This window comes from Neisseria maigaei (assembly GCF_958267405.1).
Classification (GTDB): domain Bacteria; phylum Pseudomonadota; class Gammaproteobacteria; order Burkholderiales; family Neisseriaceae; genus Neisseria; species Neisseria bergeri.
Map to the genome: position 1 here is coordinate 29928 of NZ_CATQFT010000040.1, position 26051 is coordinate 55978.

Annotated in this window: 31 protein-coding genes and 2 pseudogenes; 10 read left to right on the top strand and 23 right to left on the bottom strand. The window is 51.0% G+C overall.

Translation table 11 applies throughout. From position 1 onward, the window contains the following. Positions 1–155: 155 nt before the first annotated feature. From Q3O06_RS07445 to Q3O06_RS07470, 6 genes are all read right to left on the bottom strand, one after another. Positions 156–677 (bottom strand): host-nuclease inhibitor Gam family protein, encoded by a 522-nt coding sequence (locus Q3O06_RS07445; RefSeq protein ID WP_301818285.1) that lies wholly within the window; start codon positions 675–677, stop codon positions 156–158. Positions 678–762: 85 nt separating this feature from the next. Further along, positions 763–930: a hypothetical protein gene (locus Q3O06_RS07450; RefSeq protein ID WP_301818286.1), complete on the bottom strand. Its 168-nt coding sequence runs from the start codon at positions 928–930 to the stop codon at positions 763–765. A 79-nt stretch (positions 931–1009) separates the two neighbouring features. Next, the gene (locus Q3O06_RS07455) at positions 1010–1132 is read right to left on the bottom strand and encodes a hypothetical protein (RefSeq protein WP_256388733.1); all 123 of its coding nucleotides are present in this window, start codon (positions 1130–1132) and stop codon (positions 1010–1012) included. Then, a complete protein-coding gene (locus Q3O06_RS07460; protein WP_004520477.1) occupies positions 1129–1284 on the bottom strand; it encodes a hypothetical protein in 156 nt (51 codons plus the stop codon). The genes Q3O06_RS07455 and Q3O06_RS07460 overlap by 4 nt, the downstream gene beginning before the upstream one ends. Before the next feature lie 105 nt (positions 1285–1389). Continuing rightward, entirely contained in the window at positions 1390–1659 is a 270-nt protein-coding gene (locus Q3O06_RS07465; protein ID WP_301818287.1) for a hypothetical protein, read from the bottom strand. A gap of 89 nt (positions 1660–1748) precedes the next feature. After that, positions 1749–2663 carry an AAA family ATPase gene (locus tag Q3O06_RS07470; protein ID WP_301818288.1) on the bottom strand — a complete coding sequence of 305 codons (915 nt, stop codon included), beginning with the start codon at positions 2661–2663 and terminating at the stop codon, positions 1749–1751. 45 nt (positions 2664–2708) lie between these two features. Here Q3O06_RS07470 and Q3O06_RS07475 point away from each other — a divergent pair, with 45 nt between their 5' ends. Beyond that, complete coding sequence (locus Q3O06_RS07475) at positions 2709–2966, top strand: GntR family transcriptional regulator (protein WP_301818289.1); 258 nt, start codon at positions 2709–2711, stop codon at positions 2964–2966. Positions 2967–3032: 66 nt separating this feature from the next. Here the strand turns inward: Q3O06_RS07475 and Q3O06_RS07480 are convergent. Together Q3O06_RS07480 and Q3O06_RS07485 are read right to left on the bottom strand one after the other, a co-directional pair. Further along, a pseudogene (locus Q3O06_RS07480) lies at positions 3033–5005 on the bottom strand (transposase). Between the two features lies 1 nt (position 5006). Beyond that, positions 5007–5396, bottom strand: coding sequence for a helix-turn-helix domain-containing protein (locus Q3O06_RS07485; protein ID WP_301818290.1), 390 nt, complete (start codon positions 5394–5396; stop codon positions 5007–5009). Between Q3O06_RS07485 and Q3O06_RS07490 the strand changes: the two genes are divergently transcribed. After that, positions 5386–6201, top strand: coding sequence for a transcriptional regulator (locus Q3O06_RS07490; protein WP_301818291.1), 816 nt, complete (start codon positions 5386–5388; stop codon positions 6199–6201). The genes Q3O06_RS07485 and Q3O06_RS07490 overlap by 11 nt on opposite strands. 156 nt (positions 6202–6357) lie before the next feature. After that, a pseudogene (locus tag Q3O06_RS07495) lies at positions 6358–6579 on the top strand (S24 family peptidase); the annotation flags it as partial. Between the two features lie 170 nt (positions 6580–6749). Here Q3O06_RS07495 and Q3O06_RS07500 read toward each other — a convergent pair. Together Q3O06_RS07500 and pmbA are read right to left on the bottom strand one after the other, a co-directional pair. Continuing rightward, on the bottom strand, positions 6750–6875 hold the full coding sequence (locus tag Q3O06_RS07500; protein WP_301818293.1) for a hypothetical protein: 126 nt from the start codon (positions 6873–6875) through the stop codon (positions 6750–6752). Positions 6876–6886: 11 nt separating this feature from the next. Then, on the bottom strand, positions 6887–8218 hold the full coding sequence (gene pmbA, locus Q3O06_RS07505; protein ID WP_301818294.1) for a metalloprotease PmbA: 1332 nt from the start codon (positions 8216–8218) through the stop codon (positions 6887–6889). 153 nt (positions 8219–8371) lie between these two features. On the opposite strand from pmbA, the gene yjgA reads away from it, so the two are divergent. The 5 genes from yjgA to Q3O06_RS07530 all read left to right on the top strand — a co-directional run bounded on the left by yjgA (position 8372) and on the right by Q3O06_RS07530 (position 13754). Further along, complete coding sequence (gene yjgA / locus Q3O06_RS07510) at positions 8372–8878, top strand: ribosome biogenesis factor YjgA (protein ID WP_003712804.1); 507 nt, start codon at positions 8372–8374, stop codon at positions 8876–8878. A 46-nt stretch (positions 8879–8924) separates the two neighbouring features. Further along, positions 8925–9641, top strand: a complete 717-nt coding sequence (locus Q3O06_RS07515; protein WP_115177713.1) for a YidX family protein — start codon at positions 8925–8927, stop codon at positions 9639–9641. 68 nt (positions 9642–9709) lie between these two features. After that, on the top strand, positions 9710–11410 hold the full coding sequence (gene recJ / locus Q3O06_RS07520; protein ID WP_301818295.1) for a single-stranded-DNA-specific exonuclease RecJ: 1701 nt from the start codon (positions 9710–9712) through the stop codon (positions 11408–11410). Between the two features lie 487 nt (positions 11411–11897). Next, complete coding sequence (locus Q3O06_RS07525; RefSeq protein WP_301818296.1) at positions 11898–13259, top strand: polynucleotide adenylyltransferase PcnB; 1362 nt, start codon at positions 11898–11900, stop codon at positions 13257–13259. 171 nt (positions 13260–13430) lie between these two features. Next, positions 13431–13754 carry a hypothetical protein gene (locus Q3O06_RS07530; RefSeq protein WP_301818297.1) on the top strand — a complete coding sequence of 108 codons (324 nt, stop codon included), beginning with the start codon at positions 13431–13433 and terminating at the stop codon, positions 13752–13754. Between the two features lie 103 nt (positions 13755–13857). On the opposite strand, the gene Q3O06_RS07535 is transcribed toward Q3O06_RS07530, so the two are convergent. Further along, the gene (locus Q3O06_RS07535; RefSeq protein ID WP_301818298.1) at positions 13858–14811 is read right to left on the bottom strand and encodes a PhoH family protein; all 954 of its coding nucleotides are present in this window, start codon (positions 14809–14811) and stop codon (positions 13858–13860) included. Between the two features lie 152 nt (positions 14812–14963). Between Q3O06_RS07535 and Q3O06_RS07540 the strand changes: the two genes are divergently transcribed. Continuing rightward, positions 14964–15668, top strand: coding sequence for an SIMPL domain-containing protein (locus tag Q3O06_RS07540; RefSeq protein WP_301818299.1), 705 nt, complete (start codon positions 14964–14966; stop codon positions 15666–15668). Positions 15669–15732: 64 nt separating this feature from the next. Here Q3O06_RS07540 and dcd read toward each other — a convergent pair whose 3' ends face one another. From dcd to Q3O06_RS07595, 11 genes are all read right to left on the bottom strand, one after another. Further along, positions 15733–16299 carry a dCTP deaminase gene (gene dcd / locus Q3O06_RS07545; protein WP_002222688.1) on the bottom strand — a complete coding sequence of 189 codons (567 nt, stop codon included), beginning with the start codon at positions 16297–16299 and terminating at the stop codon, positions 15733–15735. A 71-nt stretch (positions 16300–16370) separates the two neighbouring features. After that, entirely contained in the window at positions 16371–16787 is a 417-nt protein-coding gene (locus Q3O06_RS07550; protein ID WP_301818300.1) for an MORN repeat-containing protein, read from the bottom strand. 51 nt (positions 16788–16838) lie between these two features. Then, on the bottom strand, positions 16839–17738 hold the full coding sequence (locus Q3O06_RS07555; RefSeq protein ID WP_301818301.1) for a recombination-associated protein RdgC: 900 nt from the start codon (positions 17736–17738) through the stop codon (positions 16839–16841). A gap of 30 nt (positions 17739–17768) precedes the next feature. Continuing rightward, a complete protein-coding gene (gene der / locus Q3O06_RS07560; RefSeq protein WP_301818302.1) occupies positions 17769–19226 on the bottom strand; it encodes a ribosome biogenesis GTPase Der in 1458 nt (485 codons plus the stop codon). A 141-nt stretch (positions 19227–19367) separates the two neighbouring features. Further along, positions 19368–19997, bottom strand: a complete 630-nt coding sequence (locus Q3O06_RS07565; RefSeq protein ID WP_070695350.1) for a YfgM family protein — start codon at positions 19995–19997, stop codon at positions 19368–19370. Then, positions 19998–21293 carry a histidine--tRNA ligase gene (hisS, locus tag Q3O06_RS07570; RefSeq protein ID WP_301818303.1) on the bottom strand — a complete coding sequence of 432 codons (1296 nt, stop codon included), beginning with the start codon at positions 21291–21293 and terminating at the stop codon, positions 19998–20000. It lies immediately after the preceding gene. A gap of 117 nt (positions 21294–21410) precedes the next feature. After that, positions 21411–22067 (bottom strand): C39 family peptidase, encoded by a 657-nt coding sequence (locus Q3O06_RS07575; RefSeq protein ID WP_301818304.1) that lies wholly within the window; start codon positions 22065–22067, stop codon positions 21411–21413. Positions 22068–22226: 159 nt separating this feature from the next. Then, positions 22227–22514: a hypothetical protein gene (locus Q3O06_RS07580; protein WP_003678105.1), complete on the bottom strand. Its 288-nt coding sequence runs from the start codon at positions 22512–22514 to the stop codon at positions 22227–22229. Positions 22515–22716: 202 nt separating this feature from the next. Further along, a complete protein-coding gene (locus Q3O06_RS07585; protein WP_003707391.1) occupies positions 22717–22932 on the bottom strand; it encodes a hypothetical protein in 216 nt (71 codons plus the stop codon). Further along, complete coding sequence (locus Q3O06_RS07590) at positions 22922–23317, bottom strand: hypothetical protein (protein WP_002223883.1); 396 nt, start codon at positions 23315–23317, stop codon at positions 22922–22924. The genes Q3O06_RS07585 and Q3O06_RS07590 overlap by 11 nt, the downstream gene beginning before the upstream one ends. A gap of 42 nt (positions 23318–23359) precedes the next feature. Further along, the gene (locus tag Q3O06_RS07595) at positions 23360–24229 is read right to left on the bottom strand and encodes a meta-pathway of phenol degradation family protein (RefSeq protein WP_301818305.1); all 870 of its coding nucleotides are present in this window, start codon (positions 24227–24229) and stop codon (positions 23360–23362) included. Positions 24230–24393: 164 nt separating this feature from the next. Here Q3O06_RS07595 and Q3O06_RS07600 point away from each other — a divergent pair, with 164 nt between their 5' ends. Then, positions 24394–25317 (top strand): RluA family pseudouridine synthase, encoded by a 924-nt coding sequence (locus tag Q3O06_RS07600; RefSeq protein WP_301818306.1) that lies wholly within the window; start codon positions 24394–24396, stop codon positions 25315–25317. A gap of 77 nt (positions 25318–25394) precedes the next feature. On the opposite strand, the gene Q3O06_RS07605 is transcribed toward Q3O06_RS07600, so the two are convergent. After that, complete coding sequence (locus Q3O06_RS07605) at positions 25395–26036, bottom strand: alpha/beta hydrolase (protein WP_301818307.1); 642 nt, start codon at positions 26034–26036, stop codon at positions 25395–25397. Positions 26037–26051: the final 15 nt, after the last annotated feature.

Genomic DNA, 26051 nt, shown 5'->3' on the forward strand with positions numbered 1-26051 from the left:
TTATGTGTCGTCCTGTGTGTTGAAACTACAACGCCGTGTACGAGCAGGAAGAGAAGGCAGCCTGAATGTAGGGCATGAAAAAAGGCCGTCTGAAACAGGTTTTAAACCCCATTTCAGACGGCCTTTAATCAATTCTTAAAAATCCCAGCCTTCCATCACTTCAACTCCTGTTCGCTCGGCTCAATTACAAAATCCTCCACGCCGCTCACAATCTTAATCCCCGGCACTTGGCCGTCTGAAAAACGCTCTTTTTGATTCAGGATGGCGTCTTTGTCGATTTCCTTTTTAGTGCGGACAAACTCGGCAAAGGCGGATTTCTCGGAGAGCCACGCCAGGACGGCGGCCACGCCCGTTACCTTGACGGATGGCGGACGGATGCGCCATTTAATCAGGCCGGTGGTAAAGTCCACGGTTTTGGTTTTACCGTTTTCCGTCAGCTCGTCCTTATGTGCCTCGCAGTAGGCGGCCACACGTTCGGTCAGGCTCATGATTTCGGCACACATCGGCGCGGCTTTGGCGGCATATTCCTCTTCGATGACCGCTTTTTTGTCTCCGGCTTCGGTTTCCAGGCGTTTGACTTCGCGCTGCAAGTCGCCGATTTGGCGGATAAATGCGGTAACTTCCGCTTTGTCTTGTGCCGCTTCGATGGCGGGTTGTTTGATTCGGGTTTTAGCCATTTTCTTTTCCTTTCAGGTTGGGTTTAACATTTCGGCTTACTCAAGCCTTGTTCGCGTTCGCGCTTGGATTGTTTTTCTCCCTTCATCACACTTCCTCCCATAAAGTTATCGCCCGTGCCAAAGTATCCGCCTCGGCAGTCTTCCACATCCCGTCCGGCGACCGCGCAGCGATGACAAAGCCTTCGCCGTCCTTTTTCATAATCATCAGCTCGCCACGGTCTTCGAGCCATTCTGCAATTTCTTTTGCATTCATTTCTTAAATCCTTTTAAATCAGTACCTTATATTTTCAATAAGGCAAAAAAATATAGAGCAACATCAACGGCTTACCGTTTTAATTGTCGTCATACCCGTCATGGCCTTCGCCTATCATGTGCAACACGACGATTCGGGCCAGCATTTCAAGCCAAATCCCCAGCAGCACCAACACCGCCAATCCGACAACAAACCAAATCATTTTTTCTCCTCCTTCTTCTCGGCAGGCCGTTTAAAACGCGCCTGATATTCCTCGATTTCACGCTCTCGGCTTTTTTGCGCCATTCGCGCCGTCGCACGCCTGCGGTGTTGTCCCCAAGCCTGCCAATCCGTATTACGTCGTCCGAAACTCATTTCACACATCCTTTCACAATCGCCTTATCGCCATATTTCGCACGGATTTCCTGTACCGCCCGTGCCAAAGCCTCTTTTTTCGCCGCAGGGCTCAATAAAATTGGCTTATCGCTCATAAACAATCCCTTTCATTTTTTCCTCGACGCTCATTGACTCGTATTGCTCTTCCCATACCTTGACCTCCAAATCCGCCTGTCTTTCCATCGCCTCAACCTTCGTCGGCTCTTTCGCAACCGGTTCGGGTTCTTTCGCGCAGGAATGCAACGCCATTCCCGCCACAAAACACCACACGCCCACCGTCAAACCAACCGGCACACACCGCCAAAAAGAGCGTGCCACAAACATCTTCCAATCAACTTTCTTCAAAACTTGCATTTTTTGTTTTCCTTTAGAAAATAATAATTTATTAAAATCATAGAGTAAAAAATATATAGCCCTGTCAGAGACTTACCGTTTCAGACGGCCTATCGGATAATCAGGGAGCTGTATTTCTTAACGATACCGGCCTGTATCTTGATACCGTTCTTGTTCGCCGTGCGTACCGCGCCGCGCATCAATTTGCTCATCCGGCGCGTATTGCCGTTGCTATGTTTAACCAGTTCCAAGAGCGTTTCTTCGTCCGCATCAGGCAAAGCCGCTTTCGCAATCTCAAAGAGTTCCTCGTCCGGCAAAGATTCGCCCAAATTCAGCGCAACAGACACGCGGCTGTAAAGCTGTACCAGCTCGCCATGCTTACCGCGCAGATTCGCCACCAGTCGGGGCATACCGCTCAACACCAACCCGCAGCCTGTGTCATCGTGCAGTCGGCGGATAATCTCAAGGGCGCGTAATGGCAGGTTTTCCGCCTCATCAACTACAATCAGACGACCCGAATCACGCAGGCGGTCAGATACCGATTCAAACAAATCATTCAGGCTGCCCATCGCCGATACCTTCGCCGCTGCTGCCAGCTTGCGCATCAGCACAAGTGCCGTAAAGCTCGGATTGGCCTCAATCAGGATGGCCGCAGGGTTTTTCTCGCAGTAGTTTTTGACCGCCTGCGTCTTGCCCAAGCCTGCCTGACCGTAAATGACGGCAATCTCGCCAGCCTCATGCGCATCGCGCATCACTTCCGCGATTCGGCGTGTCGTCTTGGTCGATACAAACCCCAACACCAACTCTTCGCGTCGCGCCTTACTTTCCTGCATCTCCAAAAACGCCTCGATTTTCGGCTCGATGGTTTCATAATTGCCGCCTTTTTCCGCATAAGTACCGTTCAGATACATACTGATGGATGCCGGCGAAGTATCGATACCGCGTGCCAGTTGGGTTTGGTTCATACCCGATTTTTCTTTAAATTCAGCCAGTTTTTGTTGCAATGCTTGATTGATTTGTTTCATTTTTAATATCCTTGAGTTTTAAACAACCTTTAAAGGCCGTCTGAAATGAAAGAGTTACCCAATTTAGAAAAACGCCTGATCATGCTGGAAGTCGCCGTTCAAGACTTGGAAGACAGGTCGCTTGCCGATTCTTTCGTACTTTCCTGGCTGCTCCAGCGGATTACCCGTCAAGAGCCGACTTCGATTGAGCAGGTCCGCCGCTTTCTTCAGGCGCAGGCAAAAACGTTTGAGCCTGATTCCGTTCAGCGGGAACACCTTGAATCTTTGCTTGAAATCGTTGAATCCGCCCAAGAGCTCGCTTGAGTTTCAATTTTTCAACAAGCTCGGTCGAAAACGCTGCATTTTTCTGTTTGTCCATCATGTTTTCCTTTATCTATCCGCCTCAAATAGCACAAAATCGTCCGTGCCCGTTTTCGGCAATACCGCATACTCCGCCTTGATGACGTTTCCGCCCAAATTTCCCAGCTCGTCCCAAACCGCAGCCTGTTCCAAAGCCGGATTGACTTCCGCGTTTGCAAGCTTGATCGCATTTTCCGCCCGCTTGATTTTGCCTTTTCGGCGCTTTTCCGCCAGTTGGTCGATACGCGCCGTCGGGAAAGCCTCGCGGGTATTGCCGTCGGCCTGCGCCTTAGTGATAAACTTGCCGTCCATATCAAACACATTGACCGCCGACGCATCGCTCAAATCGTAGCTGACCCGTACCTCGTCTTTGTGATACTCCGCCAGCTCAGTTGAGAAATAAGAGTTGTTGAACAAATCCAGCCAACCGCGCTGTACTTTTCGCACCTCTTGCGGCATAAACATCGTCGCCAGCTCTTGCGCCGACAACATATCCGGCGCAATCCCGTCCTGTTCCAGCCTTATTTCCCGATATTCTTTCGGCGAATAATGCCCGCCGTCCGGATGTCGGGGCAGCTCGCCGTGCGGGCGGTTGTTGTATTCGTCGATACACTTGACCACATCCGCGATAAAACGCGACCAGCTCGGCAGTTTTTTCAAATATTTCTGTTGTTCCTCCGTCAAATCCTTGCCTTTTTCCAAAGCGTTAAACGCACTTTCCATCTTGCGGTACATCAGGTTCTTCGTACTGCTGTCCATCCCCGCGCCCGCAAACGTCTCATACTGCCGCGCCATCTCAATCAGATTGTCTTTCCACCATCGCTCAATGATGCCGCGCCCTTGCGGGTTGCCCGCGATACCCGTTTCATGCCGGATACCCAGTCGGGACGTAATACCCGTGATTTCATGGTCTATCGTCTTGCCGGTTTGGCCGCCGCCGTTATCCGAGTAATAAATGATCGGCAAACCATAGTGCTTGACCCCGATACGCAGCGCGTCCGATACCGCCACACAACTTTCAGCCAGCGACACCGAAAACCCGACCACAAACCGCGTACATCCGTCGATAATCACCGTAACTTCCGGCTTAAACGGCCTGCCGTGTACCGGATGTGCCACCTTCGCCTTAAAGCTGTGGCCGTCACCGATCCAAACATCGTTAGGCTTCAAAGCCCCCCAATCACGTTTCACATAAGGCAGCAGCGATTTATAAGCTGCCCCCGTTTTCCTGCCGCGCTCCTGCATAATCAGCGGCAGCTTGGCCCAAACGCGCCGCACCATACTCAAGTTAGGCACATCATTGACCGGCATATTTTCCGCTTCAGCCCACTGCACAAAACGGCGGTAGCTGTGTGCCAGTTTCGGCGCGGACGGGATATTGTGAAACTGCATAAAAATCGGCAACCACCCGTAGCTCTCAATCGGCTTGACCGCCTTCGTCGTCTTCGGAGCCAAAGCCACCAACCGCTCCGTCGCGTTTTCCGCCTTAAGGTAGGCAGATATCCAGCCGTCTAAAGTACGCTCACCGACCTTCGCCGACCGGCTGCGGTCATTGGCCTTTTCCAAATTCCCAAGCGTAACCGCGTCCAATTTGCCTTCTGCCAGCAAGCCCAAAAACTGAGCCACCGCAGCCTTGGCAGAGCAACCGTATTGGTATTTAATCCCCAACACCGCCGCCACCACCGCACATCGCGCATCCGCCACCGACCGTTGTTTCTCGTTCAACAGCTTAGCCGCTTCAGCCAGTGCCTGAGCCGACATCGCCGTACCCGGTCTGACTTGGGGCAACATTTTCGGCATCTTCTCCGCCAGCTCGTCCGACTGCCGTTTCATGATGGCGGCGCGGATTTCAATAGGTAGGGCATATTCAACACCACCACCCTTACCTTGACGCCTTCTCGTTTGCCAACCATCCCTTTGCGCTTTTTTCTCAGCCCTATTACTGTTCTTGGCATATTTGGCAACCCAAAATCAAGCAGGCTTTTGAGGTCCATATATTCCATTTCAACCCACTCCGAGCATCTCTTTCAATTCAGCTATCTTTTTGTCTCGACAATCTGTTTTTTTGTAATGCGGGAAAACTTCAACTAAATCTTTTTGAATCACTTTCGCGATTTCTTCCGCAATTCTTTTGCTTCCTCGCCCATTTCTTATGACCTCAGAAACAGATTGGTTAGTTACCCCTAAAGCCGAAGCCAACATTCTTGCCGATATATTTTTTTCTTCTAAGGATTTATAGATTTCGTTCGCTCGCATAATGCCTCCATGATAGAATCCCTTACTTACCTTACAGGCTTTAATGCCTGCCTTAACTGTTACCTGAATGATATGCCAAAAATATTTGGTATACCAAATATTTTTGGCACTATTTTGCGGTGTTTTTATGGAACGCATTGATTTAGCATTGAATTTAGTTGAAGAGAGAAGCCGCCTTGGATACTCTCGAAAGAATTTTGCTGAGCAAACTGGATGCAGTGCAGAAAGTTTGAGATTGTATGAAAGCGGGCAGGTCAACATTCCTGCGGACTTTTTACTTGCTGCTGTTCAATTAGGGGTGGATATTCAATTTGTCTTTACAGGCATTCATTCGGCAAATTTAAATGCTGTTTCAGACGACCTTAATAAAAAACTGGACGACGCTATTGGCAAATCAAACGTTGAAAATCAGATTAACGGCAACGTCAGTAACGCTGTTATCGCCTCATCTGGTTCTGTTGTTCATCAAATTAATACCCAGAATCATGTCATCAGAACCCGTGTCGATTCAAAACCCGGTAAGGAACACATAACGCTTGAGCAAGCCTCAAAGCTGCAACAACTTGTTAAACAAGTTGCCGCAGCCGAAGAGATTGCCAAACGATCGCCAAAATCAATCCGTGCAATTTGGGCTAGTCTGAATGCTCACTGTAAAGTTCCAAGTTACAAACTAATCGCATTGAGTGATTACGACAAAGCAGAAACTTATCTCAGAAAATGGCTGGGTAGGTTGAGTAATACAGCAAAATCAAAGAACAACGATCCCGACTGGCGAAAAAAGAAATACGCTTATATCAAATTAAATGTAAAACAACTTGAGCTTGAAGATTGGTTGAAAAGTTACCTCGAAAAAAATTTCTCAGTAGAAAGCCTTACTGAATTAAGTGATGACGATTTGCAAAAAACATATGCAGCAGTATCGACAAAAAAACGGAAAAAATAGGCTTAAACATGAAACTCCGCCTTTAAATTCAAGTTTCATGTTTAGCTTATAGTCTTCAGATGCTTTGTTTTTTAGATGTATGATATTAAGAGATTTTTTCAAACATGGAACTGTTGTACGAGTTCCATGTTTAGTTTCTAGTTAAAGCCTTTTATAAACATCCTCATCAACCACGCCGAAACCGACCCGCGTGACGGCCTATATGTCTTGCGTATAGGCAATGACCTCTTTGTCAAACGTGTGCAACGCATACCGGGCAAACTGCTTGTAACGCCCGAAAATCCACGTTACGCACCGTTTGAAATAGATTTGAGCAATGCCCAAGACGACATCGCCATCATAGGCCGTGTTGAGTGGTATGGCCGGAGTATTGATTAAATCCATTTTAAAAACCTCTTAAAACAGTTTTAAAAATTCCCTAATCTCGTCAGCTTTAAACAGAAAACCGCGCATTCCGGCGCGGTTTCGTGAAAAAGCTGGTGTAACTTTTCCAGATACAAAAAAACGCCGAAATCCACGTCTTTCCAAGATTTCAGCGTTTTTTTACTCTATTTGTTCCTTGTGCAAAAACTAACAGTCCCCCACACAATGTTGTCGGCAAAAGGCAGTGCGGCATAAAACGGCAAACGGACAGGCACGGGGTAAAACGTGCCGCCTCGGTCTTCAGACGGCATCGGCAGGGCGTTCAGCTTCCGGCAACTGTCATCCCCGCAATCAGGATAGAACCGATTTTGTTGGACGAACGCCGCAAAGCGTCATCCGCCACGCCGACGATGTTGCGGTACATATCCTGAAGGCGGCCGGCAACGGTGATTTCATGGACGGGGTAGGCAATGATGCCGTTTTCCACCCAAAAACCCGCCGCACCGCGCGAGTAGTCGCCGGTAATGGCGTTTACACCTTGCCCCATGAGCTCGGTTACCAACAATCCCGTGCCCATTTCTTTCAGCAGGTCTGATTGCGTTTCGTGCGTATGGTTCAAATAAAGGTTGTGCGCGCCGCCGGCGTTGCCCGTGGTCTGCATACCGAGTTTCCTCGCGCTGTAACTGCTGAGGAAATAGCTTTCGACAATGCCGTCGCGGATGATGAAACGCGGCCGCGTGGCGACACCTTCGGAATCAAAATAGGTGCTGCCGAAGGCGCGGGGAATATGCGGCTCTTCGCGCAGGCTGAGGAAATCGGGCAGAACCTGCTTGCCTATGCTGTCGATCAGGAAGCTACTTTGGCGGTAGAGCGCGCCGCCGGACAGTGCGCCGACGAGGTGTCCTATCAGACCTCCCGAAACGGTCGCATCGAATAGGACGGGGTAGCTTCCAGTCGGAATGCTGCGGCTATTCAGACGACGCAAGGTACGTTCGGCGGCGGTTTGACCGATTTGCGCCGGGCTATCCATGTCTTGATGGCGGCAGGAGGAATCGTACCAGTAGTCGCGCTGCATGCCGTTTTCGTCGGCGGCAACGACGCTGCATGAAATGCTGTGGCGCGTGCCTTGCTGGTGTGCGGCAAAACCGTGGGTGTTGCCGTAAACGTATTGGTAATGTCCGGTTTGTACCGCCGCCCCTTCGGAGTTTTCGACGCGCTCATCCTCGTTCAGGGCGGCTTGTTCGCATTGTTTTGCCAACTCGACGGCGGCTTCCGTGCTTAAATCCCATTCGTGGTAACGGTCGAGGTCGCCAACGTGTTGCGCCATAAGCGAAGCGTCTGCCAAACCTGCGCAATCGTCTTCGGCAGTGTAGCGGGCGATGTCGATGGCGGCTTTGACGGTGTCTTGCAGGGCTTTTTCGGAGAAGTCGGCAGTGCTGGCGCGGCCTTTGCGTTTGTCGACGTAAACGGTAATGTCCAGCGACTTGTCCTGCTGAAACTCGATTTGTTCGATTTCGCCCAGCCGCACGCTGACGCTTTGTCCCAATGATTCGCTGAAATCGGCTTCGGCGGCGGTTGCGCCCGTCGCTTTTGCCAAGTCGAGCGTGCGGCGGCAGAGGTCGAGCAGTTCGGAGGCGGTGTGGTTGAACAGCATAGAAATCTTTCTTGGTGGAGCGTTACGGCATTTTAACCGTTTCGGGCGACAGGGGCAAAAGCGTGCCGTTTGCATGGCGGGCGGTGCAAAATGCCGTCTGAACGCGGAATCATTCTGTTAAAATGCGCTATTGGAAAAAAATCGAGAATCAAGATGTTTGAACAAGAAGACGAGTGGATCAGCAAAACCCAAATGAAAAAGCAGATGAACGGTTTGCAGGATTTGGGTATGGAACTGACCAAGCTCTCAAGCGACACGCTGAAAAAAATCGGCTTGGACGAAGATTTGTACGAAGCCGTCGTTACCTATAAAAAAATTACGTCCAACGGCGCGCTCAAGCGGCAGGCGCAATTTATCGGCAGGCTGATGCGCGACACCGATCCCGCGCCCATCGAGGCGTTTCTTGCCAAGCTGCGCGGCGACGATGCGGCGCACAACGCCTTTTTGCAACGTGTGGAGCGGACGCGGATGGAGCTGCTGGCAGACGACGGTGCGTTGACGCAGTTTATGTCGGATTTTCCAAACGCCGACGCGGGCAGGCTGCGGACGCTCGTCCGCAACACCAAAAAAGAGCAGGAGCAAAACAAACCGCCGAAAAATTTCCGCGCCCTGTTTCAAGAATTGAAAACCGTGATGGAAAACGGGGACGCGGAAATTTAGGCATATTTTCAGACGGCATCCGCCGTCATTCTGATTGGAGGATAAAATGTTGTTCCGTAAAACGACCGCCGCCGTTTTGGCGGCAACCTTGATGCTGAACGGCTGTACGTTGATGTTGTGGGGAATGAACAACCCGGTCAGCGAAACAATCACCCGCAAACACGTTGACAAAGACCAAATCCGCGCCTTCGGTGTGGTTGCCGAAGACAATGCCCAATTGGAAAAGGGCAGCCTGGTGATGATGGGCGGGAAATACTGGTTCGTCGTCAATCCTGAAGATTCGGCGAAGCTGACGGGCATTTTGAAGGCCGGGTTGGACAAGCCTTTCCAAATAGTTGAGGATACCCCGAGCTATGCCCGCCACCAAGCCCTGCCGGTCAAACTCGAAGCGCCCGGCAGCCAGAATTTCAGTACCGGAGGCCTTTGCCTGCGCTACGATACCGACAGGCCTGACGACATCGCCAAGCTGAAACAGCTTGGGTTTAAAGCGGTCAAACTCGACAATCAGACCATTTACACGCGCTGCGTCTCCGCCAAAGGCAAATACTACGCCACACCGCAAAAACTGAACGCCGATTACCATTTTGAGCAAAGTGTGCCTGTCGAGATTTATTTTATGGTTGAGGGAAAATATACCGACAAACTCAAGCTGTTTGGAAATATTTTATATACGCCCCCCTTGCTGATATTGGATGCGGCGGGCGCGGTGCTTGCCTTGCCTATCGCGGCGTTGATTGCAGCCTCGAATTCCTCAGACAAATGAACAGCAATGCCGTCTGAAAAGCCTTCAGACGGCATTTCAAGCACACCCGCACTGTAAAACCCCGCGCTATGTCCGTCAAAATCCAAACCCGATCCGTCAATACCGACGTTTTTAATCATTTGCTCACCGCCGGTGCCGATCCTTTAATCGCCCGGCTTTGTGCCTCGCGCGGTGTGCAAAGTCCTGCCGAATTGGACGACAAGCTTGCTGCGCTTTTGCCGTATCAAACGCTGACAAACTGCGAAGCCGCCGCCCGCCGTTTGGCGGATGCGGTTGGGCGCAAGGAAAAAATCCTGATTGTCGCCGACTACGATGCCGACGGCGCGACCGCGTGTGCCGTCGGTATGAGCGGTTTGGCGGCGATGGGCGCGAAAGTGGATTTCCTCGTGCCCAACCGCTTTGAACACGGCTACGGCTTAACGCCCGAGCTGGCTGAAATCGCAGCAGAGCAGGGCGTGGATTTGCTGATTACGGTCGATAACGGTATCGCCAGCATCGCAGGCGTGGCGAGGGCGCAGGCTCTGGGTTTGGATGTGATTGTGACCGACCACCATCTGCCTGCCGAGACCGTACCCGACTGCATCATCGTCAATCCAAACCAAAAAGGCTGCGGTTTCCAAAGCAAAAACTTGGCGGGCGTGGGCGTGATTTTTTATGTGTTGACGGCGTTGCGTGCCGAACTGCGCCGCCGCGATTATTTCTCAGACGGCATCAAAGAGCCGAATCTGGGCGGCCTTTTGGATTTGGTCGCACTCGGCACGGTTGCCGATGTCGTCCCCCTCGACCACAACAACCGCATCCTCGTGTCGCAAGGTTTGAAACGGATGCGTTCGGGCAAAATGCGTCCCGGCATCCGTGCCTTGTTTGAAGTGGCGCGGCGCGACTGGCGCAAGGCTCAGCCGTTTGATATGGGCTTTGCGTTGGGCCCGCGCATCAACGCGGCCGGACGGTTGGACGATATGTCGGTCGGCATTGCCTGTCTGTTGGCGCGAGATGATGTGGAAGCGCAGGAACTGGCGGCTCAGTTAAACAACCTCAATATCGAGCGTCGCGAAATCGAGCAGTCTATGCTGCAAGACGCGCTGAATGCTTTTCCTGAAACCCTGCCTCCAGGTCAGACGACTTTGGTGGCGTATCGCGACGATTTTCATCAAGGCGTGGTCGGCATCGTTGCCAGCCGCCTCAAAGACCGTTTTTATCGTCCGACCATCGTGTTTGCGCCTGCCGACAACGGCGAAGTGCGCGGTTCGGGGCGTTCCATTCCCAATCTGCACCTGCGCGATGCTTTGGACTTGGTGTCCAAACGCCATCCCGATTTGATTTTGAAATTCGGCGGACACGCGATGGCGGCGGGCTTGAGCATACTCGAACACAATATCCCCGCGTTTCAGACGGCCTTTGAAGAAGCCGTGCGCGAGATGGTGTGCGAAGACGATTTGTCGCAAACCTTCATCACCGACGGCAGCCTGAAAGCCTGCGACATCACGTTGGAACAGGCGCAAAACCTCGCCCGCCATGTTTGGGGACAAGGCTTCGCGCCGCCGAGCTTTACCGACGAATTTCATGTTGTCCGCCAGCAGCCTTTGGGCGCGGAAGGCAAACATAAAAAAGTCTGGCTGCAAAAAGACGGCTGCGAATTTGAAGCGATGTTCTGGCGTTGCAGCGAAGACATCCCCGAATACATCCGCACGGTTTACCGCCCCGTTGCCAACGAATGGCGCAACAATCTCGAATTGCAGCTTTATATCGATTACTGGGAAGCGGCTTAAGGGAAAGGTAGGATTCTGCCTGCCCGCATCATTCCGCGTAACGGGTAAAACGGCTTCAGACGGCATTTTGACGCGCGTTTAAGGCGGACGGGAGAAGTTTTTAAACCGGTTGAAGCCTGTGCAAAACAGCTTGTCCGTGCAATCCGACGCATAAAAATGCGCTAAAAAATGTGCTGAAAATGTCCAATCGGTTAAAACCTTTCCGATTTTGAGAAAAATAGAAGCCGTCAGGGCTTATTCATTCGGACGCGTCCGTCGGGCAAAGTCCGCCGATGACGTTTCTTTGCCGGCCGGATTGCCGCCGGCGGAATTTTTTAAAGGGCAATCTGTTATAATGACGCGTTGCCGCCGCGAGGGCGGCGTGATTCGGACGGCGTAGTTTCTACGCCTTTTGTTTATGGTTTTCGGCATCTTGCGGAATCGTACCGCCTGATGCCGTCTGAACACGGTTGCCCGTGGAGATGCCGCTCTTCGGGTCAGAATACTTATGCTGAAAAAATGGTTGAATAAGATGCTGCCTTCCGGTCGGAGCAGTAAAAAAGCGGAAAGTAAAACGGTCATTCCCGCTGAAAGACACAACATCCGTGCCGAAATGTTGAGCTTTGCCGCCGAAAACGTCATACGCCGCCTGAAAGGGGCGGGGTTTCAGGCTTATATGGTCGGCGGCGCGGTCAGGGACCTGCTGCTCGGCATCGAACCCAAAGATTTCGATGTCGCAACCGATGCCACGCCCGAACAGGTGCACAAACTCTTCCGCCGCAGCCGCATCATCGGCAGGCGTTTTCAAATCGTCCACGTGATGAACGGTGCAGAGATTATCGAAGTAACGACGTTTCGCGGCGGTGCGAAGGTTCAGCAGAACGCGCGCGGCAGAATCATGAAGGACAACACCTACGGCAGCATCGAAGAAGATGCGATGCGGCGCGATTTTACCTGCAATGCCTTGTATTACGATCCTGAAAAAGAAGAGATTTTGGATTTCCACAACGGGATTGCCGATGTTGCCGCCCGCAGGCTGGTTATGATTGGCGATGCCGCCGAACGCTATCAGGAAGACCCTGTCAGGATTTTGCGCGCCATCCGCCTGTCGGGCAAATTGGGCTTTGAACTGTCGGAAGAAACCGCCGCACCGATTGACGAATCGATATGCCGTCTGAAGCACGAACCTGTGGCAAGGCTGTTCGACGAAATCATGAAACTGCTGTTTTCAGGGCACGCGCGCGAGTGTCTGAAACGTTTGAACGGATTTGACATACCGGACGACATCCATCCGCTGCTCAATGCCTTGCGCGTTTCAGACGGCATCGCCGGAAAAATGACGGTGCTTGCCCTGAAAAATACCGATGAGCGGCTGCGTGCCGACAAATCGGTTTCGGTCGGCTTTGTGTTGGCAGCGTTAATGTGGCCCGAGTTGGACCGCCATTGGAAAAGCAATCTGCAACAGGGTTTGAAACCCGCGCCCGCCCTGTCCGATGCAATCAATACGATGCGCGAAACCGTCGAACGCGGTTGGGGCGTGCCGCAACGCTTTTCCGCCACGATGCGCGAAATTTGGATGTTCCAGCCGCAGTTTGAGAACCGCAAAGGCGCACGTCCGCACAAACTGTTTGCACAGGCGCGTTTCCGTGCCGCCTATGATTTCCTGCTCCTGCGCGCCGAAACCGGCAATGCGGACCGCGCCCTTGCCGAGTGGTGGACGGCGTTTCAGACGGCATCGGCGGAACAGCGGTCGGAGATGACCAAAAACGAAGCCGCCGCCCGACACGAAAAAAACGAGGGACAGGCGAAAAAACGCCGCCGTCGCAGGCGCAAACCCAAGCCGAAGGTTGTGGGAACGGATTGGGAATAAGGGTCAACAGACAAGGAGCAATGAAGTTTCAACACATGGGATGAAGCATAAAGTACCGTTCCATGTATTGCACTGATTTGTAAGGGACTTTATCTCCGCAAATAAAGTCTGCCCCTGCCGCCCGGAAAAAGGATGTCCGGGTGGGCAGGGTTCAAGCAACAAGGAAAATTGATGAAAAAATACATTTTGGGCATTTTGACCGCGTGTACCGCCATGCCTGCATTTGCCGACAGAATCGGCGATTTGGAAGCACGTCTGGCGCAGTTGGAACACCGTGTCGCCGTATTGGAAAGCGGCGGCAATACCGTCAAAATCGACCTTTTCGGTTCAAATTCCACCATGTATGTATGCAGCGTTACGCCTTTTCAAAAGACGTTTGAGGCAAGCGATCGGAATGAAGGCGTGGCGCGGCAGAAAGTGCGTCAGGCGTGCAACCGCGAAACTTCGGCAATGTTTTGCGGAGATGAGGCAATCCGATGCAGAAAATTCGATTGATGTATCGGTTGGACGGATAAAGAAACGGATACGGAGCTTGGCTTCCGTATCCGTTTTTTCTGCCCGATTTTCCGTGCATCGGGTTTCAAACGGCATTGGAGTGTCAGTCGTGTTCTGCCGATTCGTAGGCTTCGACGATTTTTTGCACCAGAGGATGCCGGACAACGTCTTCGCCGGTGAAGGTATGGAAATACAGCCCTTCCACGCCGTGCAGTTTCTCACGCGCGTCTTTCAATCCCGATTTGATGTTTTTGGGCAGGTCGATTTGGCTGGTGTCGCCGGTAATGACGGCTTTCGCGCCGAAACCGATGCGGGTCAGGAACATTTTCATTTGTTCGGGCGTGGTATTTTGCGCTTCGTCGAGGATGATGTATGCGCCGTTGAGCGTCCTGCCGCGCATATAGGCGAGCGGGGCGATTTCGATCAGGCCTTTTTCAATCAGTTTGCTGACGCGCTCGAAACCCATCAGGTCGTAAAGCGCGTCATAAAGCGGGCGGAGGTAGGGGTCGACTTTTTGGGTCAGGTCTCCGGGCAGAAAGCCCAGTTTCTCGCCGGCTTCAACGGCGGGGCGTACTAAAATGATGCGTTCGACTTGGTGTTTTTCCATCGCATCGACGGCGGCGGCAACGGCAAGATAGGTTTTGCCCGTGCCTGCCGGCCCGAGACCGAATACGATGTCGTGGTTGAGCAGGGCGCGGATGTAGCCGTTCTGCCGTGGCGTTCTGCCGCCTATGCTGCCGCGCTTGGTGCGGAAATAATAGGCGTGGTCAAGGTTTTTTTCTTGATGACCGGCATCTTCGGTTTGGGCTTCGACGGCGGCAAGCCTGATGTCGTTGTCGCCCAAATCGCGTGTTTGCGCCGTTTCTAGAAGTTTGAGCAGTGCGCGTTTTCCGGCATGGGCAAATGCGCCGTTGAAAGTGAAATGCTCGAAACGGCGGCTGATGCTGATGCCGAGTGCTTTGGCGAGCGAATCGAGGTTGCTGTCGAAAGAACCGCACAGGCGTTGCAGCGTCGGGTTGTCGGTTTCTTCCAAGTGCAGGTGGACGGTATGGGTCATATGTTCATCCGAATGGTTGGATATTGTGTGATTTTAATCTATTTTGCCTTGCTGGCGGCAGGAGAAAACGCGGTTTGAAATAATTGCCCCGCGCTAATGCAATTTGGCGCGCCGATATGCTAGATTGGCGGTTTTCAAGTAAGGAGACGGATATGTTGCGTTCTATTTTGGCGGCTTCCTTGCTGGCGGTATCTTTTCCGGCGGCGGCTGAGGCATTGAATTACAATATTGTCGAATTTTCCGAATCGGCGGGTATCGAGACGGTTCAGGATACAATGTCCGCGCGTTTCCAGGTGGCGGCGGAAGGGCGGGACAAAACTGCCGTCAATGCTGAGTTTGTTAAAAAATTCAATAGTTTTAACAGAAAATCAAAAAACGGCAGCTTTAAAACCGAATTGGTTTCCCGAAGTGCGATGCCGCGCTATCAATATACCAACGGCAGACGCATTCAAACAGGTTGGGAGGAGCGTGCGGAATTTAAGGTCGAAGGTAGGGATTTTGATGAGTTAAACCGTTTTATTGCCGATGTTCAGGCAGATGCCGCGTTGGAATATACGGATTTTTATGTGTCGCGCGAACGCCGCAACGAGGTCATCGATCAGGTCAGCAAGGATGCCGTTTTGCGTTTCAAGGCGCGTGCCGAAAAACTGGCGGGCGTTTTGGGTGCGTCCGGTTATAAAATCGTCAAGTTGAATTTGGGGCAAATCGGCAGCCATATCGTGGGCGGCGGAGCGGTGCGGGCAAAAATGCTGCGCGCGATGCCGATGGCGGCAAGCGTCAATATGGAGGGTGCGGATTCCGTTGCACCTGGTGTGGAGGAAATCAGCATCAGCGTCAATGGGACGGTTCAGTTCTGATTTGAGGTGAACAGCAAATGCCGTCTGAAACCCGAAGATAAGGGTTCAGACGGCATTTTGTGTTTCAGGCTTTGGGCAGGGTTACGCCGGTTTGTCCCATGTATTTGCCGTTGCGGTCTTTGTATGAAGTTTCGCACACTTCGTCGCTCTCGAAAAACAGGACTTGCGCCACGCCTTCGCCTGCGTAGATTTTGGCGGGCAGCGGGGTGGTGTTGGAAAACTCGAGGGTAACGTAGCCTTCCCATTCCGGTTCGAACGGGGTAACGTTGACGATAATGCCGCAGCGTGCGTAGGTCGATTTGCCCAAGCATACGGTCAGGACGTTGCGCGGGATGCGGAAATATTCGACCGTGCGCGCCAGTGCGAAGGAATTGGGCGGGATGATGCAGCAGTCGTCTTCGACGGTAACGAAGTTTTTGGGATCGAAGTTTTTGGGATCGACGATGGTGCTGTTGATGTTGGTAAAAATTTTAAATTCATTGGCGCAGCGGATGTCGTAGCCGTAGCTGGACGTGCCGTAGGAAATGATGCGTTTGCCGTCGGCTTCTTTGATCTGGTTCGGCTCGAAGGGGTCGATCATGCCGAATTCTTCGCTCATTCGGCGTATCCATTTGTCGGACTTGATGCTCATAATGTTTTCCTTGTTTCTTTTGATGTTCGGACAAAGCATTCGGGGATGCCGTCTGAAAATGCGGGACGGGGTTATTTGTTTTTGGGCAGTTTCACTTCTTTAATCATGCCGTTTTCGCATTTCATAATGAAGAGGGTTTCGCCGTTTTGCGAGACGGTGAACCTGCCGTGTGCCAGGCCTTTTTTGAATGTGCCCGACAATGCCATATTGCGGAATTTGGTACTGTCGGAATTGAACGGCTCGAGAAATACTTCGCGGCCTGCGGCAACGGTATAAACACCTCGCCCGTCGAATTTGCCGTTTTTGAACGAACCGGTATAACCGCGCCCGTCCCGGCAACGCCATATGCCTTTGCCGGCAGGTTTGCCGTCTTTGCCGACATCGCCGTCGTAGGTGCAGCCTGGTTCTTGATAGGAAGTCAGGACGGCAGCCGAAGTGGGGAGGGCGAACATAATGGCGGGCAGTAGGAATGCGAGATGTTTAAGCATAAGGGTTATTCCATTGGATTTTGGCTGACGGTATAAAAGCCGTCTGAAAGATCAATCTTGCCAGCCGCCCAAATAGGAAACCAGCTCTTCCAACATGGTGCTGACGGATTCCGCCATCAGGATTTGCGAGGCGAAGGCAAGGCTGGCGGCATCGTCGCCGTTGCTTTCGGCTTCTTCCTGCAATATGTCGAGGTATTGGATGCGCTTGAGCGTGAAGTCTTGCGTGAGGATGAAGGCGATTTGTTCGCGCCACACCAAGCCGAGCTGGGTTACGGTTTTGCCGTTTTTGACGTGTTGGACCACTTCATCGGCGGTCAAATCTTGTTTGGACACTTTGACGACGGGAACAACATCGCCCACGCCTTTGAGTTCGCAATCGCTGTCCAATTCAAAACCGCCTTCGCAATGCCCTTGCAACAGCCACTCGGTCATCAAGGAAGAGGGCGATTGCTTGGTATTCGGCAGCGAGGCTTCCAAACCGCCCAAGGCTTCGCGCAGCTTGGTCAGGATGTTTTCCGCTTTGGCGGAAGCCGCGTTATTGACGAGCAGGTAGCCGTGGCGAGTGTTAAACACCGCTTCTGTACGGCTGCTGCGGGTAAATGCTCGGGGTAGCAGGTCGTCTGTAATTTGCTCTTTAAGCTCTTGTTTTTCTTTGCGACCGACATTACGCGCCTCGTTGTCTTGAATTTCGGCGATTTTTTCATCCAAAATGTCGCGGATGACACCGGCAGGCAGGATTTTTTCCTCTTTTTTCAGAGCGACGCGCAAGGTAAAGTCGGCAGGGAAAACGAGTTCGGGCGAAAAAGAAACCGGCGCGGTAAAGCCTTCGCTGAACCAGTCTAAGCCTTGGCAATGGGTAAATTCAGCTTCAGCAAGTTTGTCGGCAAGTACGTCCGCCTCAGGCAGCTTTTCTTTGTTGAGCGGATAAAAACTAATCTGCTTGAACCACATAATGTTTCCTGTTGTTTGAAATGTCGGGAATTATTTGCTGAATTGTTTTTTCACACTGACTTTGGTTTTTTTCTTGAAACGGTTTTTCTCTTCTTTTCTGCCTTCGCGTTTCTCGATGCGGTTGCTCAGGCTGACGCGGCGCAACGGTTTTTTCTTCGGCTTGTCGTCGGCGTTTTCATACGGGTTTTCTGAAACATTGTATTGAATCCGCAACGGCGTGCCTTGCAGGTTGAAGGCTTTGCGGAAGGTCTGGGTCAGATAGCGCGTATAGCTGTCGGAAATCGCGTGCAGCGAATTGCCGTGAACCACAATCACCGGCGGATTCATGCCGCCTTGGTGGGCATAACGCATTTTTGGACGCACCAAGCCTGCGCGCGGCGGTTGTTGGCGCTCGATCGCGCTTTGCAGGACGCGCGTGATTTTCGGTGTCGGCATCTTAATCATCGCCGCGTTGTAGGCAGCCTGAATGCTGTCGAACAATCCGTCTATGCCGCGTTCTTTCAACGCGGAAATAAAGTGGAACTTGGCAAAATCAAGGAAATACAGTTTGCGGTTGATATCGCGTTTTACTTGCTCGCGGCGCTCTTCGCTGATGCCGTCCCATTTATTGACCGCTACCACCAAGGCACGGCCTGCTTCCAAAGCAAAACCTGCAATCGTCGCATCTTGGTCGGCGATATCTTGTTGAGCGTCCAACACCAAAACAGCAACGTTTGCCGCCTCAACCGCCTGCATGGCTTTGATAACGGAGAACTTTTCCACTGCTTCATCCACTTTGCCGCGACGGCGCACACCTGCGGTATCGATGATGGTAAACGGTTTGCCTTCACGTTCAAAATCGATGTGAATACTGTCGCGCGTCGTGCCTGCCATATCGAAGGCAATTACACGCTCTTCGCCGAGAATGGCGTTTACCAAGGTCGATTTACCGACGTTCGGACGACCGATAACGGCAAAAACGGGATGTTTCGCCTCTTCCTCTTCCTTTTCAGGCTCGGGAAAGGTTTCCAAAATATCCTCAATCAGATAATACACGCCATCGCCGTGTGCACCTGAAATAACATAAGGGTCGCCCAAGGCAAGTTCGTAGAACTCGGCAGCAAGCACGGTCCTATTGCCGCCCTCGCCTTTATTCACGGCCAAATAAACAGGGCGCGGACTTTGGCGCAAACGGTCGGCAATGATTTTGTCTTGCGGCGTCAAACCGGTACGGCCGTCCACCAAAAACACAACTGCATCGGCTTCATCGACAGCCTGCAAGGTTTGTTTTGCCATTTCGTGCAAAATGCCGCTATCGACAACCGGCTCGAAACCGCCGGTATCGATGACCAAATAAGGTTTGCTGCCGACTTTGCCATGACCGTAATGTCGGTCACGCGTCAGGCCGGGCAGGTCGTGTACGAGCGCGTCTTTGGTGCGCGTCAAACGGTTGAATAAAGTAGATTTGCCGACATTGGGGCGGCCGACAAGCGCGATGGTTGGTTTCATGATTGAGTCTTTCTGTGTCAAGTGCCGCCTAAAAACGGGAGCGGAACACAAGCAGGTGTTTTAAAAACACGGTTGATAAGGATAAGTGTAGGCCGTCTGAAAAGTCATTGCAACTTCAGACGGCCTTGATTTCAAACAAACTTATTTCAAGCTGTCGATTTTCATTTGCAGCAATTCGCGGCCTACTGCGGTTTGCGGCATTTTGCTCAAAGCAGCTTCGTAACTTTGTACGGCTTCTTTGGTTTTGTTTTGAGCAACGTAAACATCGCCTTTGGTTTCCAGCATCAAAGGCTCGAAATCAGCCTCAACCTGAGTATTCAGGGCATTGATGGCGGCATCGTATTTTTTCTGCTGCAACAGGACAACGCCCAAACGCTGCGCCGCCAAAGCTTGAACCAGCGGTGCGTTTTGGTTTTTCAGCACCCAATTCAAATGTCCTTCCGCTACATCATAACGGCCGGCATCAAACTCGGTCGCCGCTACCATCAAAGTGGCTTGGGCTGTCGAAATGGAATCAGGATAGTTTTTTTGCAATTCAGCCAAATCGGCATTGATGGCTTTAGGGTCGGTTTTTTGCTGCGCCTTTTCCACCATTTGCGCCAATACGGCGGCGGCTTCCTGATCTTTTGAAGCTTTTTGGCCTTGGTAAATGGTGTAACCTAAATACCCCAAAGCCGCCACGATCAGCAAGGCAAAGATCCAACGGCCGGTTTTTTTCCAAAAATATTTAAAGTTGTCCAACTCTTGTTGTTCTTCCAAATGGGCTGCCATTTATGCGTTCTTCCATTGTTGTAAAGTGTCTGTCAAATCGGCGGCGGCAACGGTTTGCTGACCGTGTTTGCCCTGCATATCTTTCAGGGTAACCGTACCGTTCGCCAGTTCGTCTTGCGCGACAATCAGGGCAAAGCGCGCGCCGCTGTTGTCTGCTTTTTTCATTTGCGCCTTCAGGCTTTGATAGCCGGAATGCTGCATTACATTGAAACCTTGAGCGCGTAAGGCTTGGGCGTATTTCATCACTTGCAAGTCCGCACCTTCGCCTTGGTGCATTGCATAGATATCAGGCGCAGCGTTCACTTCCAGCGAGCCGTATTCGCCCACCAAAAGCAGCAGGCGCTCAATACCCATTGCAAAGCCGATAGACGGCGCAGTTTTGCCGCCAAGCTCTTCAATCAAACCATCGTAACGGCCGCCACCGCACACAGTCGCCTGCGCGCCGAGTTTGTCGGTCGTCCACTCAAAAACCGTCTGATTGTAGTAATCCAAACCGCGAACCAAGCGCGGATTTTCAATATATTGGATATCCAAACCGTCCAACATCGCCTTGAAGCGTGCATAGTGGTTTTGCGAAGCCTCGCCCAAGTAATCCACCAGACGCGGCGCCGCGTTGCAGATTTCCTGCAAATCAGGGTTTTTCGTATCCAAAACACGCAAAGGATTGGTTTTCAGACGGCGTTTGCTGTCTTCATCCAATTTATCTTCATAACGGGTCAGATATTCGACCAATGCCGCACGGTGTGCCGCGCGTTCCTCACGGTTGCCCAAGCTGTTGATTTCCAAAGTCAGGTATTCGCGAATACCCAATTTTTCCCATAAGTCGGCAGACATCGCGATGATTTCCGCATCAATATCCGGCCCTTCAAAACCCAAAGCCTCGATACCGACCTGATGGAACTGACGATAACGGCCTTTTTGCGGACGCTCGCGGCGGAACATCGGCCCCATATACCACAGCTTTTGCGGGCTGTTGTACAAAAGGTTGTGTTCGACCACAGCACGCAGACAAGAAGCCGTACCTTCAGGACGCAGGCTCAAACTCAAAGAATCGTTTGAATCGGAGAAGGTGTACATTTCCTTGCCGACCACATCGGTTTCCTCGCCGATGGAGCGGACAAATAAACCGGTTTGCTCGACAATCGGCGTACGGATTTGCTGGTAGCCGTAAGCGCGTGTCCAGCGGTTTACCGTATCTTCAAACGCCTGCCAAAACGCAGCCGTCAGTTTGAAATCTTTTTGTTCGACAGGTAAAAGGTCGTTCATACCTTTTACAGATTGAATTTTTTGTGCCATTTCAATATGGGATAAGCGAAAATCAAATAGTTGGGCATTATAGCTGATTTTTAAGGGTTTGTGAGGTTGGGAACAAATCAAAAGGCCGTCTGAAACAGTTTTCAGACGGCCTTTGACTCACTCTACACGCCTTAGCCTGATTTGTTTGACTGCAAATTCCGTCTGCCGCTTGGGATGATGTGTAAAAAACAATTTATTTGAAATCGTCTCCGCTTTTTTCGGCACAACCGCCAAAATCTTACCTGCCAAATTTCCCTCACGGGTTTTCCAAGCCTCTAAAAACTGCGCCCTACTCATGGAAACATGGCTCAGCGACGGGTCGGCAAGCAAAACCGTATTGCCGTCTATGCCGCGCAACACCGAGAAATGATCATCCTTGCGGTATTTCAGATACACGATGATGGGGATTTTCAACTGTGCAAGCTGCTCGAAAGACAGGGCATAGCCTTTCGCTTCAAAACCCAAATCAGGCATAATGCGCTGCATATCCTCAAACGACGCACGCATCTGCTCCTTATCCAGCTTTTTCAACACTTCTTCTTCCGTCAGCGTTTGCCCGTAAAAATTATTCAAAAGCGTCGCCACCGAAGCCGCCCCGCAGGAAAAATCCAAATCCTGCTTTACAATATTGAAATCCCGCCGCGCTTTCCAACTCTGTATTTTGACTTTGCCGTAGGCTATGGGGTTTTCTTCCGCAAAGGGAAAAGAATGCGCATAAAGAGGTAGGGCGGCGGCGAGGAGCAGGGAGGCGGTAAACCGCCTTTTTTGTTTCATCAAAATCCTCCTGAAAGGCTACCCGGAATTTTTAAGCAGCCTTTTGATTGGTAAACGTTACGACGGAAGCCTTAGCCTCCCGATTGCAGTATTTCAAATCCAAGATAAATGCCGCATAGAAAATAAAATACTTAAATGGTTTTTAGCGGCTTAAATATCTTATTTAATTTTATTGATTGTTTTTCCAATAGTTTCTGCAATAAATAATAAGAAGTAGAATAACAAACAAACAGAACATGAAAATAAAAATAAATCTTTTATCATCTCGGTAATAAAATTCCAAAGATTTTCCTTATTTCCATCAACAATAAAAATTATCAGTTCATGAATAAAGAATACTGCAAAGAAAATGCTTCCTGCCGTTAGGGATATTTCTAACCTGCTTATTTTTCCTTCGCTATATTTACCTGATAAATAGCCCAAAAAAGCTGCAATCAAATCATCCATTTTAAAAATTTCTGTAAAAACAGATAATGTCCTTAATTCATTTTGTCCAATCCGTTTGCCATTGCGGGGCAATCATAGACAGCATCATCACGGCTGCGGTGATTTGTTTTTTCATAACAAATTCTTAGGGAGGAGATAATGTTTCATCAAAGTCCTCCTGAAAGGCTGCCTGAAATTTCCAAGCAGCCTTTTTGTTTGCTTATTAATCGGATAGTGTGACAAATATAAGGTGGGCGGCAATCATTGCCGTAACGGCAGCCATAACTGTTTTATTTTCTTCAAACCAAAGCGAGTTGAGAAACATGAACATCAAGAAATATGATGGTTCTTCAGTTTTGCCGCTGCTTTCTTGAGTTAGAAGATAAAATATGGATATGGCGGTTATGCTGATTGCTGTTTTTATATATTTATTTACCATATCGTTGGGCAACACCCGTAACCATACCTGTTGCCAAAGATCGGTTAAATCCCCATACAACCCCTGCCGGACCTGCTGTCGCCCCTCCAAAAGCTCCCGCCCCTACGGCAAGAGTGAATGCTGTGGGAGAAAATCTGCTTCCGCTAAGTTGCTGGTTCATCATATATCCGATTCCGCCTCCGACTCCTCCGATAAATGCACCTACCGGTCCCCAAGCCCCCTCAGTCTCCTTCATCTCCTTTTGAGAAAGCTCCGCCAACTGCATCGGCGCATCTGCCTGCGTGTGGAACACTTGGTTTTCAAATGTCTGATTGTCCAAGCCGTTTGCCATTGCGGGGGCAATCATAGACAGCATCATTACGGCTGCGGTGATTTGTTTTTTCATAACAACTCCTTTGGATTACAACGTTGGAAAATCAAAACCTGCTTAAAATGTATGCGGTACGCCCAATTTCAGTTCGGAACTGCTTTGCCCTGAAACGTTGAAACGTGCGGATGCGTTTAAAGCCGTGGTTTTGGTGAAACCGAAACCTGCGCCGAAATGGGCGTAGGTGGATGTGTTTCTTGCGGATTCTTTTTTGCCGTCTATGCGGTCGGGCTGTTTGCCCAGCCATTGGATGCCTCCGGTCAGGCTGATTCTGTCGTTGGCGGCAAATGAGATGTTGGGGTTGAGCAGCAGGTAGTTGCCCGATTTGTAGCGGATGCCGTCTGAAAGGGTTTTGCTGCCGTTGATGCGGTAGGCGGCGGTGAGGGAAAGGACAATCGGATCTATGGCTTTGTAGGTGGTGGCGCCGATGAGCCACGATTTTCCCGACGAGGCTTTGTTGCACGATTTTTCGTAAACCGTGCTTTCAAGAAAGCTGATTAGGGCGGGGTTTTTGTCGTCTTTAAGGAAGGTGTGGCTGATGCCGAGGGATACGTCGGACATCCGTTTGTTGCGGGTTTTGCCGTTGCCGTCGAGTTTGCGTTCTTCGTGCCACAGATAGCTGCCGCTGCCGTAAATGTCGGTATTGCCGGTCAGTCCGTAGCGCAAACCGAGCGTGCCGGCGAGCATATCGGTATTGCTGCCGTTTTCTTGGATTTCGGTCGGAATGGGGATAAACGAGGTTGCGCCGGTTTGAATGTAAACCGGTGCGGCAAGTGCGGCGCGGCTGTTTTCGCTATTCAGGTAGGTAAGGGAAGTTTCCAGTTTCCATTTTCCCTTGTCGGTCATTATGTCTTCAATCGTCAAGGGCAGGTCGGCATAAGTGGATAAAGGCAGGATGGCGGGCAAGGCGGACAAAAAGATACGTTTCATATTTCCTCTTATTGATATTAATTCTTATTTAAGAATAGTAATGAATATCCGATAATTCTGTCTAAATAAATTTTTAAATCAAAAAAAACGATATATTTGTTTTTATCAATTATGTTTTGATATGCCGTCTGAAAAGTTTGTGAAAAACGGTTACAATCCGCCACATGAAAAAACGCAATAATCCTCTTCCTCTGTTGAACGGTGTCAAACCCAGTTATTTGGTGCTGCCGCATGAAAAGCAGTTTTACGGGCTGCCGCTGCTGCATTTTCTGTGCATCCGCTTTCCTTTTGTGGGCGCGGACGATTGGCGTAGGCGGTTGAACAGTGGTTTTGTGGTTGGTTCGGATGGTGCGGCGTTGGATGAATATTCTTTGTTCGAGCCCGGTAAGACGATGTTTTATTATCGGGAAACCAGTCGCGAGAGCGAGCCGCGTATTCCGTTTGAAGAAAAGATTTTGCATATTGATGAACATTTGATTGTGGTGGACAAGCCGCATTTTCTGCCCGTCATCCCCAGCGGGCGTTTTTTGAGGGAAACGCTGCTCACACGCCTGCGCCTGCGCTCTGAATTGCAGCATTTGAATGTTGAAGACATTACGCCGATTCATCGCTTGGACAAAGATACGGCAGGCGTTATGCTGCTTTCGCTCAACCCTGCTACGCGTCGTGATTATCAAACCATGTTCCAAGAAAAAACCGTCCGAAAAACCTATGAAGCGGTAGCGCCGACTCGGACGGATTTGGACTATCCGCTGGATATTTCGTCACGAATGGAACGCGGCGAAAAATTCTTTCTCACGCGGGAAACAGAAGGCGAACCCAATGCCCACACGACCATCGAACTTATCGAAAACCGCGGCGCATTCAGCCTCTACCGCCTTACGCCGCATACCGGCAAGAAACACCAGTTGCGCGTACACATGATGGGCTTGGGTATGCCGCTGTTGAATGACGCGCTCTATCCCGTGCCGTCTGAAGCGGGAAGCGAGGATTATCGGAAACCTTTGAAGTTATTGGCAAAAAAGATTGCGTTTGCAGATCCTTTGTCGGGTCGGGAAAGGGTGTTTTGCAGCGGGTTTTGCCTATAATGAGAGGGAATGCAAACCCGTATCGGCAGATGCCGCCGATACGGGTTTTATATTATCGATGCCGTCTGAAAGGGGTTTTATCCGTTCAGGCATACGGGCGCGAAGCGGAGGATGGTGTCGCGCAGGACGATGAGTTTGCCGTGAAAGAAATGCGTGGAACCGGCGATGGTAATGACGGGCAAATCTTGCGGTTCCGCCCATTTCAGTGCTTTCCCGATTTCGACGACTTCATCTTCCGCGCCGTGTATCATCAGTGTTTTTGCAACGTTGGGAACGGCTGACGGTTCCGGACGGTCGGTATAGTGGCAGACTGCCGCGCCGATGAGCAGTAACAGGTCGGGTATGCGCTCTTGTGCGGCAAATGTGGCGACATAGCCGCCGAAGGAAAAGCCGGATAAGGCAAATTCTGGGGCTTCGGGATGTTGGGCGCGGGCATAGTCGATGACGGCGAGGCAGTCTTGCGTTTCGCCGCGTCCGTAATCGTGTGTGCCTTCGCTGCTGCCTACGCCGCGAAGGTTGGGAAGATAGCAGTGAAATCCGAGTTTGCTCAATGCTTTGGCGGCGGTTTGGATGACTTTGTTGGTGTTTGTCCCGCCTTGGAGGGGGTTGGGATGATTGATGACGGCAACACCGCGTGCCGGTACTTGTTCGGACGGGATATGGATGGTTTCTAAAATGCCGGCCGGGCCGGGTATGTGTATGGTTTCGGGTTTCAGCATAATGGTTTCCTCTTG

Excerpts from the sequence above, each read along its gene's own strand:
- Q3O06_RS07565 (WP_070695350.1), bottom strand. The coding sequence starts at position 19,997 with ATGGCAGCCCATTTGGAAGAACAACAAGAGTTGGACAACTTTAAATAT.
- Q3O06_RS07555 (WP_301818301.1), bottom strand. The coding sequence starts at position 17,738 with ATGTGGTTCAAGCAGATTAGTTTTTATCCGCTCAACAAAGAAAAGCTG.
- Q3O06_RS07535 (WP_301818298.1), bottom strand. The coding sequence starts at position 14,811 with ATGACCCATACCGTCCACCTGCACTTGGAAGAAACCGACAACCCGACG.
- Q3O06_RS07575 (WP_301818304.1), bottom strand. The coding sequence starts at position 22,067 with ATGAAACAAAAAAGGCGGTTTACCGCCTCCCTGCTCCTCGCCGCCGCC.
- Q3O06_RS07605 (WP_301818307.1), bottom strand. The coding sequence starts at position 26,036 with ATGCTGAAACCCGAAACCATACACATACCCGGCCCGGCCGGCATTTTA.
- recJ (WP_301818295.1), top strand. The coding sequence starts at position 9,710 with ATGTCCGTCAAAATCCAAACCCGATCCGTCAATACCGACGTTTTTAAT.
- Q3O06_RS07530 (WP_301818297.1), top strand. The coding sequence starts at position 13,431 with ATGAAAAAATACATTTTGGGCATTTTGACCGCGTGTACCGCCATGCCT.
- der (WP_301818302.1), bottom strand. The coding sequence starts at position 19,226 with ATGAAACCAACCATCGCGCTTGTCGGCCGCCCCAATGTCGGCAAATCT.
- Q3O06_RS07595 (WP_301818305.1), bottom strand. The coding sequence starts at position 24,229 with ATGAAACGTATCTTTTTGTCCGCCTTGCCCGCCATCCTGCCTTTATCC.
- Q3O06_RS07600 (WP_301818306.1), top strand. The coding sequence starts at position 24,394 with ATGAAAAAACGCAATAATCCTCTTCCTCTGTTGAACGGTGTCAAACCC.
- Q3O06_RS07490 (WP_301818291.1), top strand. The coding sequence starts at position 5,386 with ATGGAACGCATTGATTTAGCATTGAATTTAGTTGAAGAGAGAAGCCGC.
- Q3O06_RS07525 (WP_301818296.1), top strand. The coding sequence starts at position 11,898 with ATGCTGAAAAAATGGTTGAATAAGATGCTGCCTTCCGGTCGGAGCAGT.
- Q3O06_RS07580 (WP_003678105.1), bottom strand. The coding sequence starts at position 22,514 with ATGGATGATTTGATTGCAGCTTTTTTGGGCTATTTATCAGGTAAATAT.
- Q3O06_RS07550 (WP_301818300.1), bottom strand. The coding sequence starts at position 16,787 with ATGCTTAAACATCTCGCATTCCTACTGCCCGCCATTATGTTCGCCCTC.
- Q3O06_RS07585 (WP_003707391.1), bottom strand. The coding sequence starts at position 22,932 with ATGGTAAATAAATATATAAAAACAGCAATCAGCATAACCGCCATATCC.
- Q3O06_RS07590 (WP_002223883.1), bottom strand. The coding sequence starts at position 23,317 with ATGAAAAAACAAATCACCGCAGCCGTAATGATGCTGTCTATGATTGCC.
- Q3O06_RS07445 (WP_301818285.1), bottom strand. The coding sequence starts at position 677 with ATGGCTAAAACCCGAATCAAACAACCCGCCATCGAAGCGGCACAAGAC.
- Q3O06_RS07465 (WP_301818287.1), bottom strand. The coding sequence starts at position 1,659 with ATGCAAGTTTTGAAGAAAGTTGATTGGAAGATGTTTGTGGCACGCTCT.
- pmbA (WP_301818294.1), bottom strand. The coding sequence starts at position 8,218 with ATGCTGTTCAACCACACCGCCTCCGAACTGCTCGACCTCTGCCGCCGC.
- Q3O06_RS07450 (WP_301818286.1), bottom strand. The coding sequence starts at position 930 with ATGAATGCAAAAGAAATTGCAGAATGGCTCGAAGACCGTGGCGAGCTG.
- Q3O06_RS07475 (WP_301818289.1), top strand. The coding sequence starts at position 2,709 with ATGAAAGAGTTACCCAATTTAGAAAAACGCCTGATCATGCTGGAAGTC.
- yjgA (WP_003712804.1), top strand. The coding sequence starts at position 8,372 with ATGTTTGAACAAGAAGACGAGTGGATCAGCAAAACCCAAATGAAAAAG.
- hisS (WP_301818303.1), bottom strand. The coding sequence starts at position 21,293 with ATGGCACAAAAAATTCAATCTGTAAAAGGTATGAACGACCTTTTACCT.
- Q3O06_RS07455 (WP_256388733.1), bottom strand. The coding sequence starts at position 1,132 with ATGATTTGGTTTGTTGTCGGATTGGCGGTGTTGGTGCTGCTGGGGATT.
- Q3O06_RS07470 (WP_301818288.1), bottom strand. The coding sequence starts at position 2,663 with ATGAAACAAATCAATCAAGCATTGCAACAAAAACTGGCTGAATTTAAA.
- dcd (WP_002222688.1), bottom strand. The coding sequence starts at position 16,299 with ATGAGCATCAAGTCCGACAAATGGATACGCCGAATGAGCGAAGAATTC.
- Q3O06_RS07500 (WP_301818293.1), bottom strand. The coding sequence starts at position 6,875 with ATGCCGTCTGAAGACCGAGGCGGCACGTTTTACCCCGTGCCTGTCCGT.
- Q3O06_RS07540 (WP_301818299.1), top strand. The coding sequence starts at position 14,964 with ATGTTGCGTTCTATTTTGGCGGCTTCCTTGCTGGCGGTATCTTTTCCG.
- Q3O06_RS07515 (WP_115177713.1), top strand. The coding sequence starts at position 8,925 with ATGTTGTTCCGTAAAACGACCGCCGCCGTTTTGGCGGCAACCTTGATG.
- Q3O06_RS07460 (WP_004520477.1), bottom strand. The coding sequence starts at position 1,284 with ATGAGTTTCGGACGACGTAATACGGATTGGCAGGCTTGGGGACAACAC.
- Q3O06_RS07485 (WP_301818290.1), bottom strand. The coding sequence starts at position 5,396 with ATGCGTTCCATAAAAACACCGCAAAATAGTGCCAAAAATATTTGGTAT.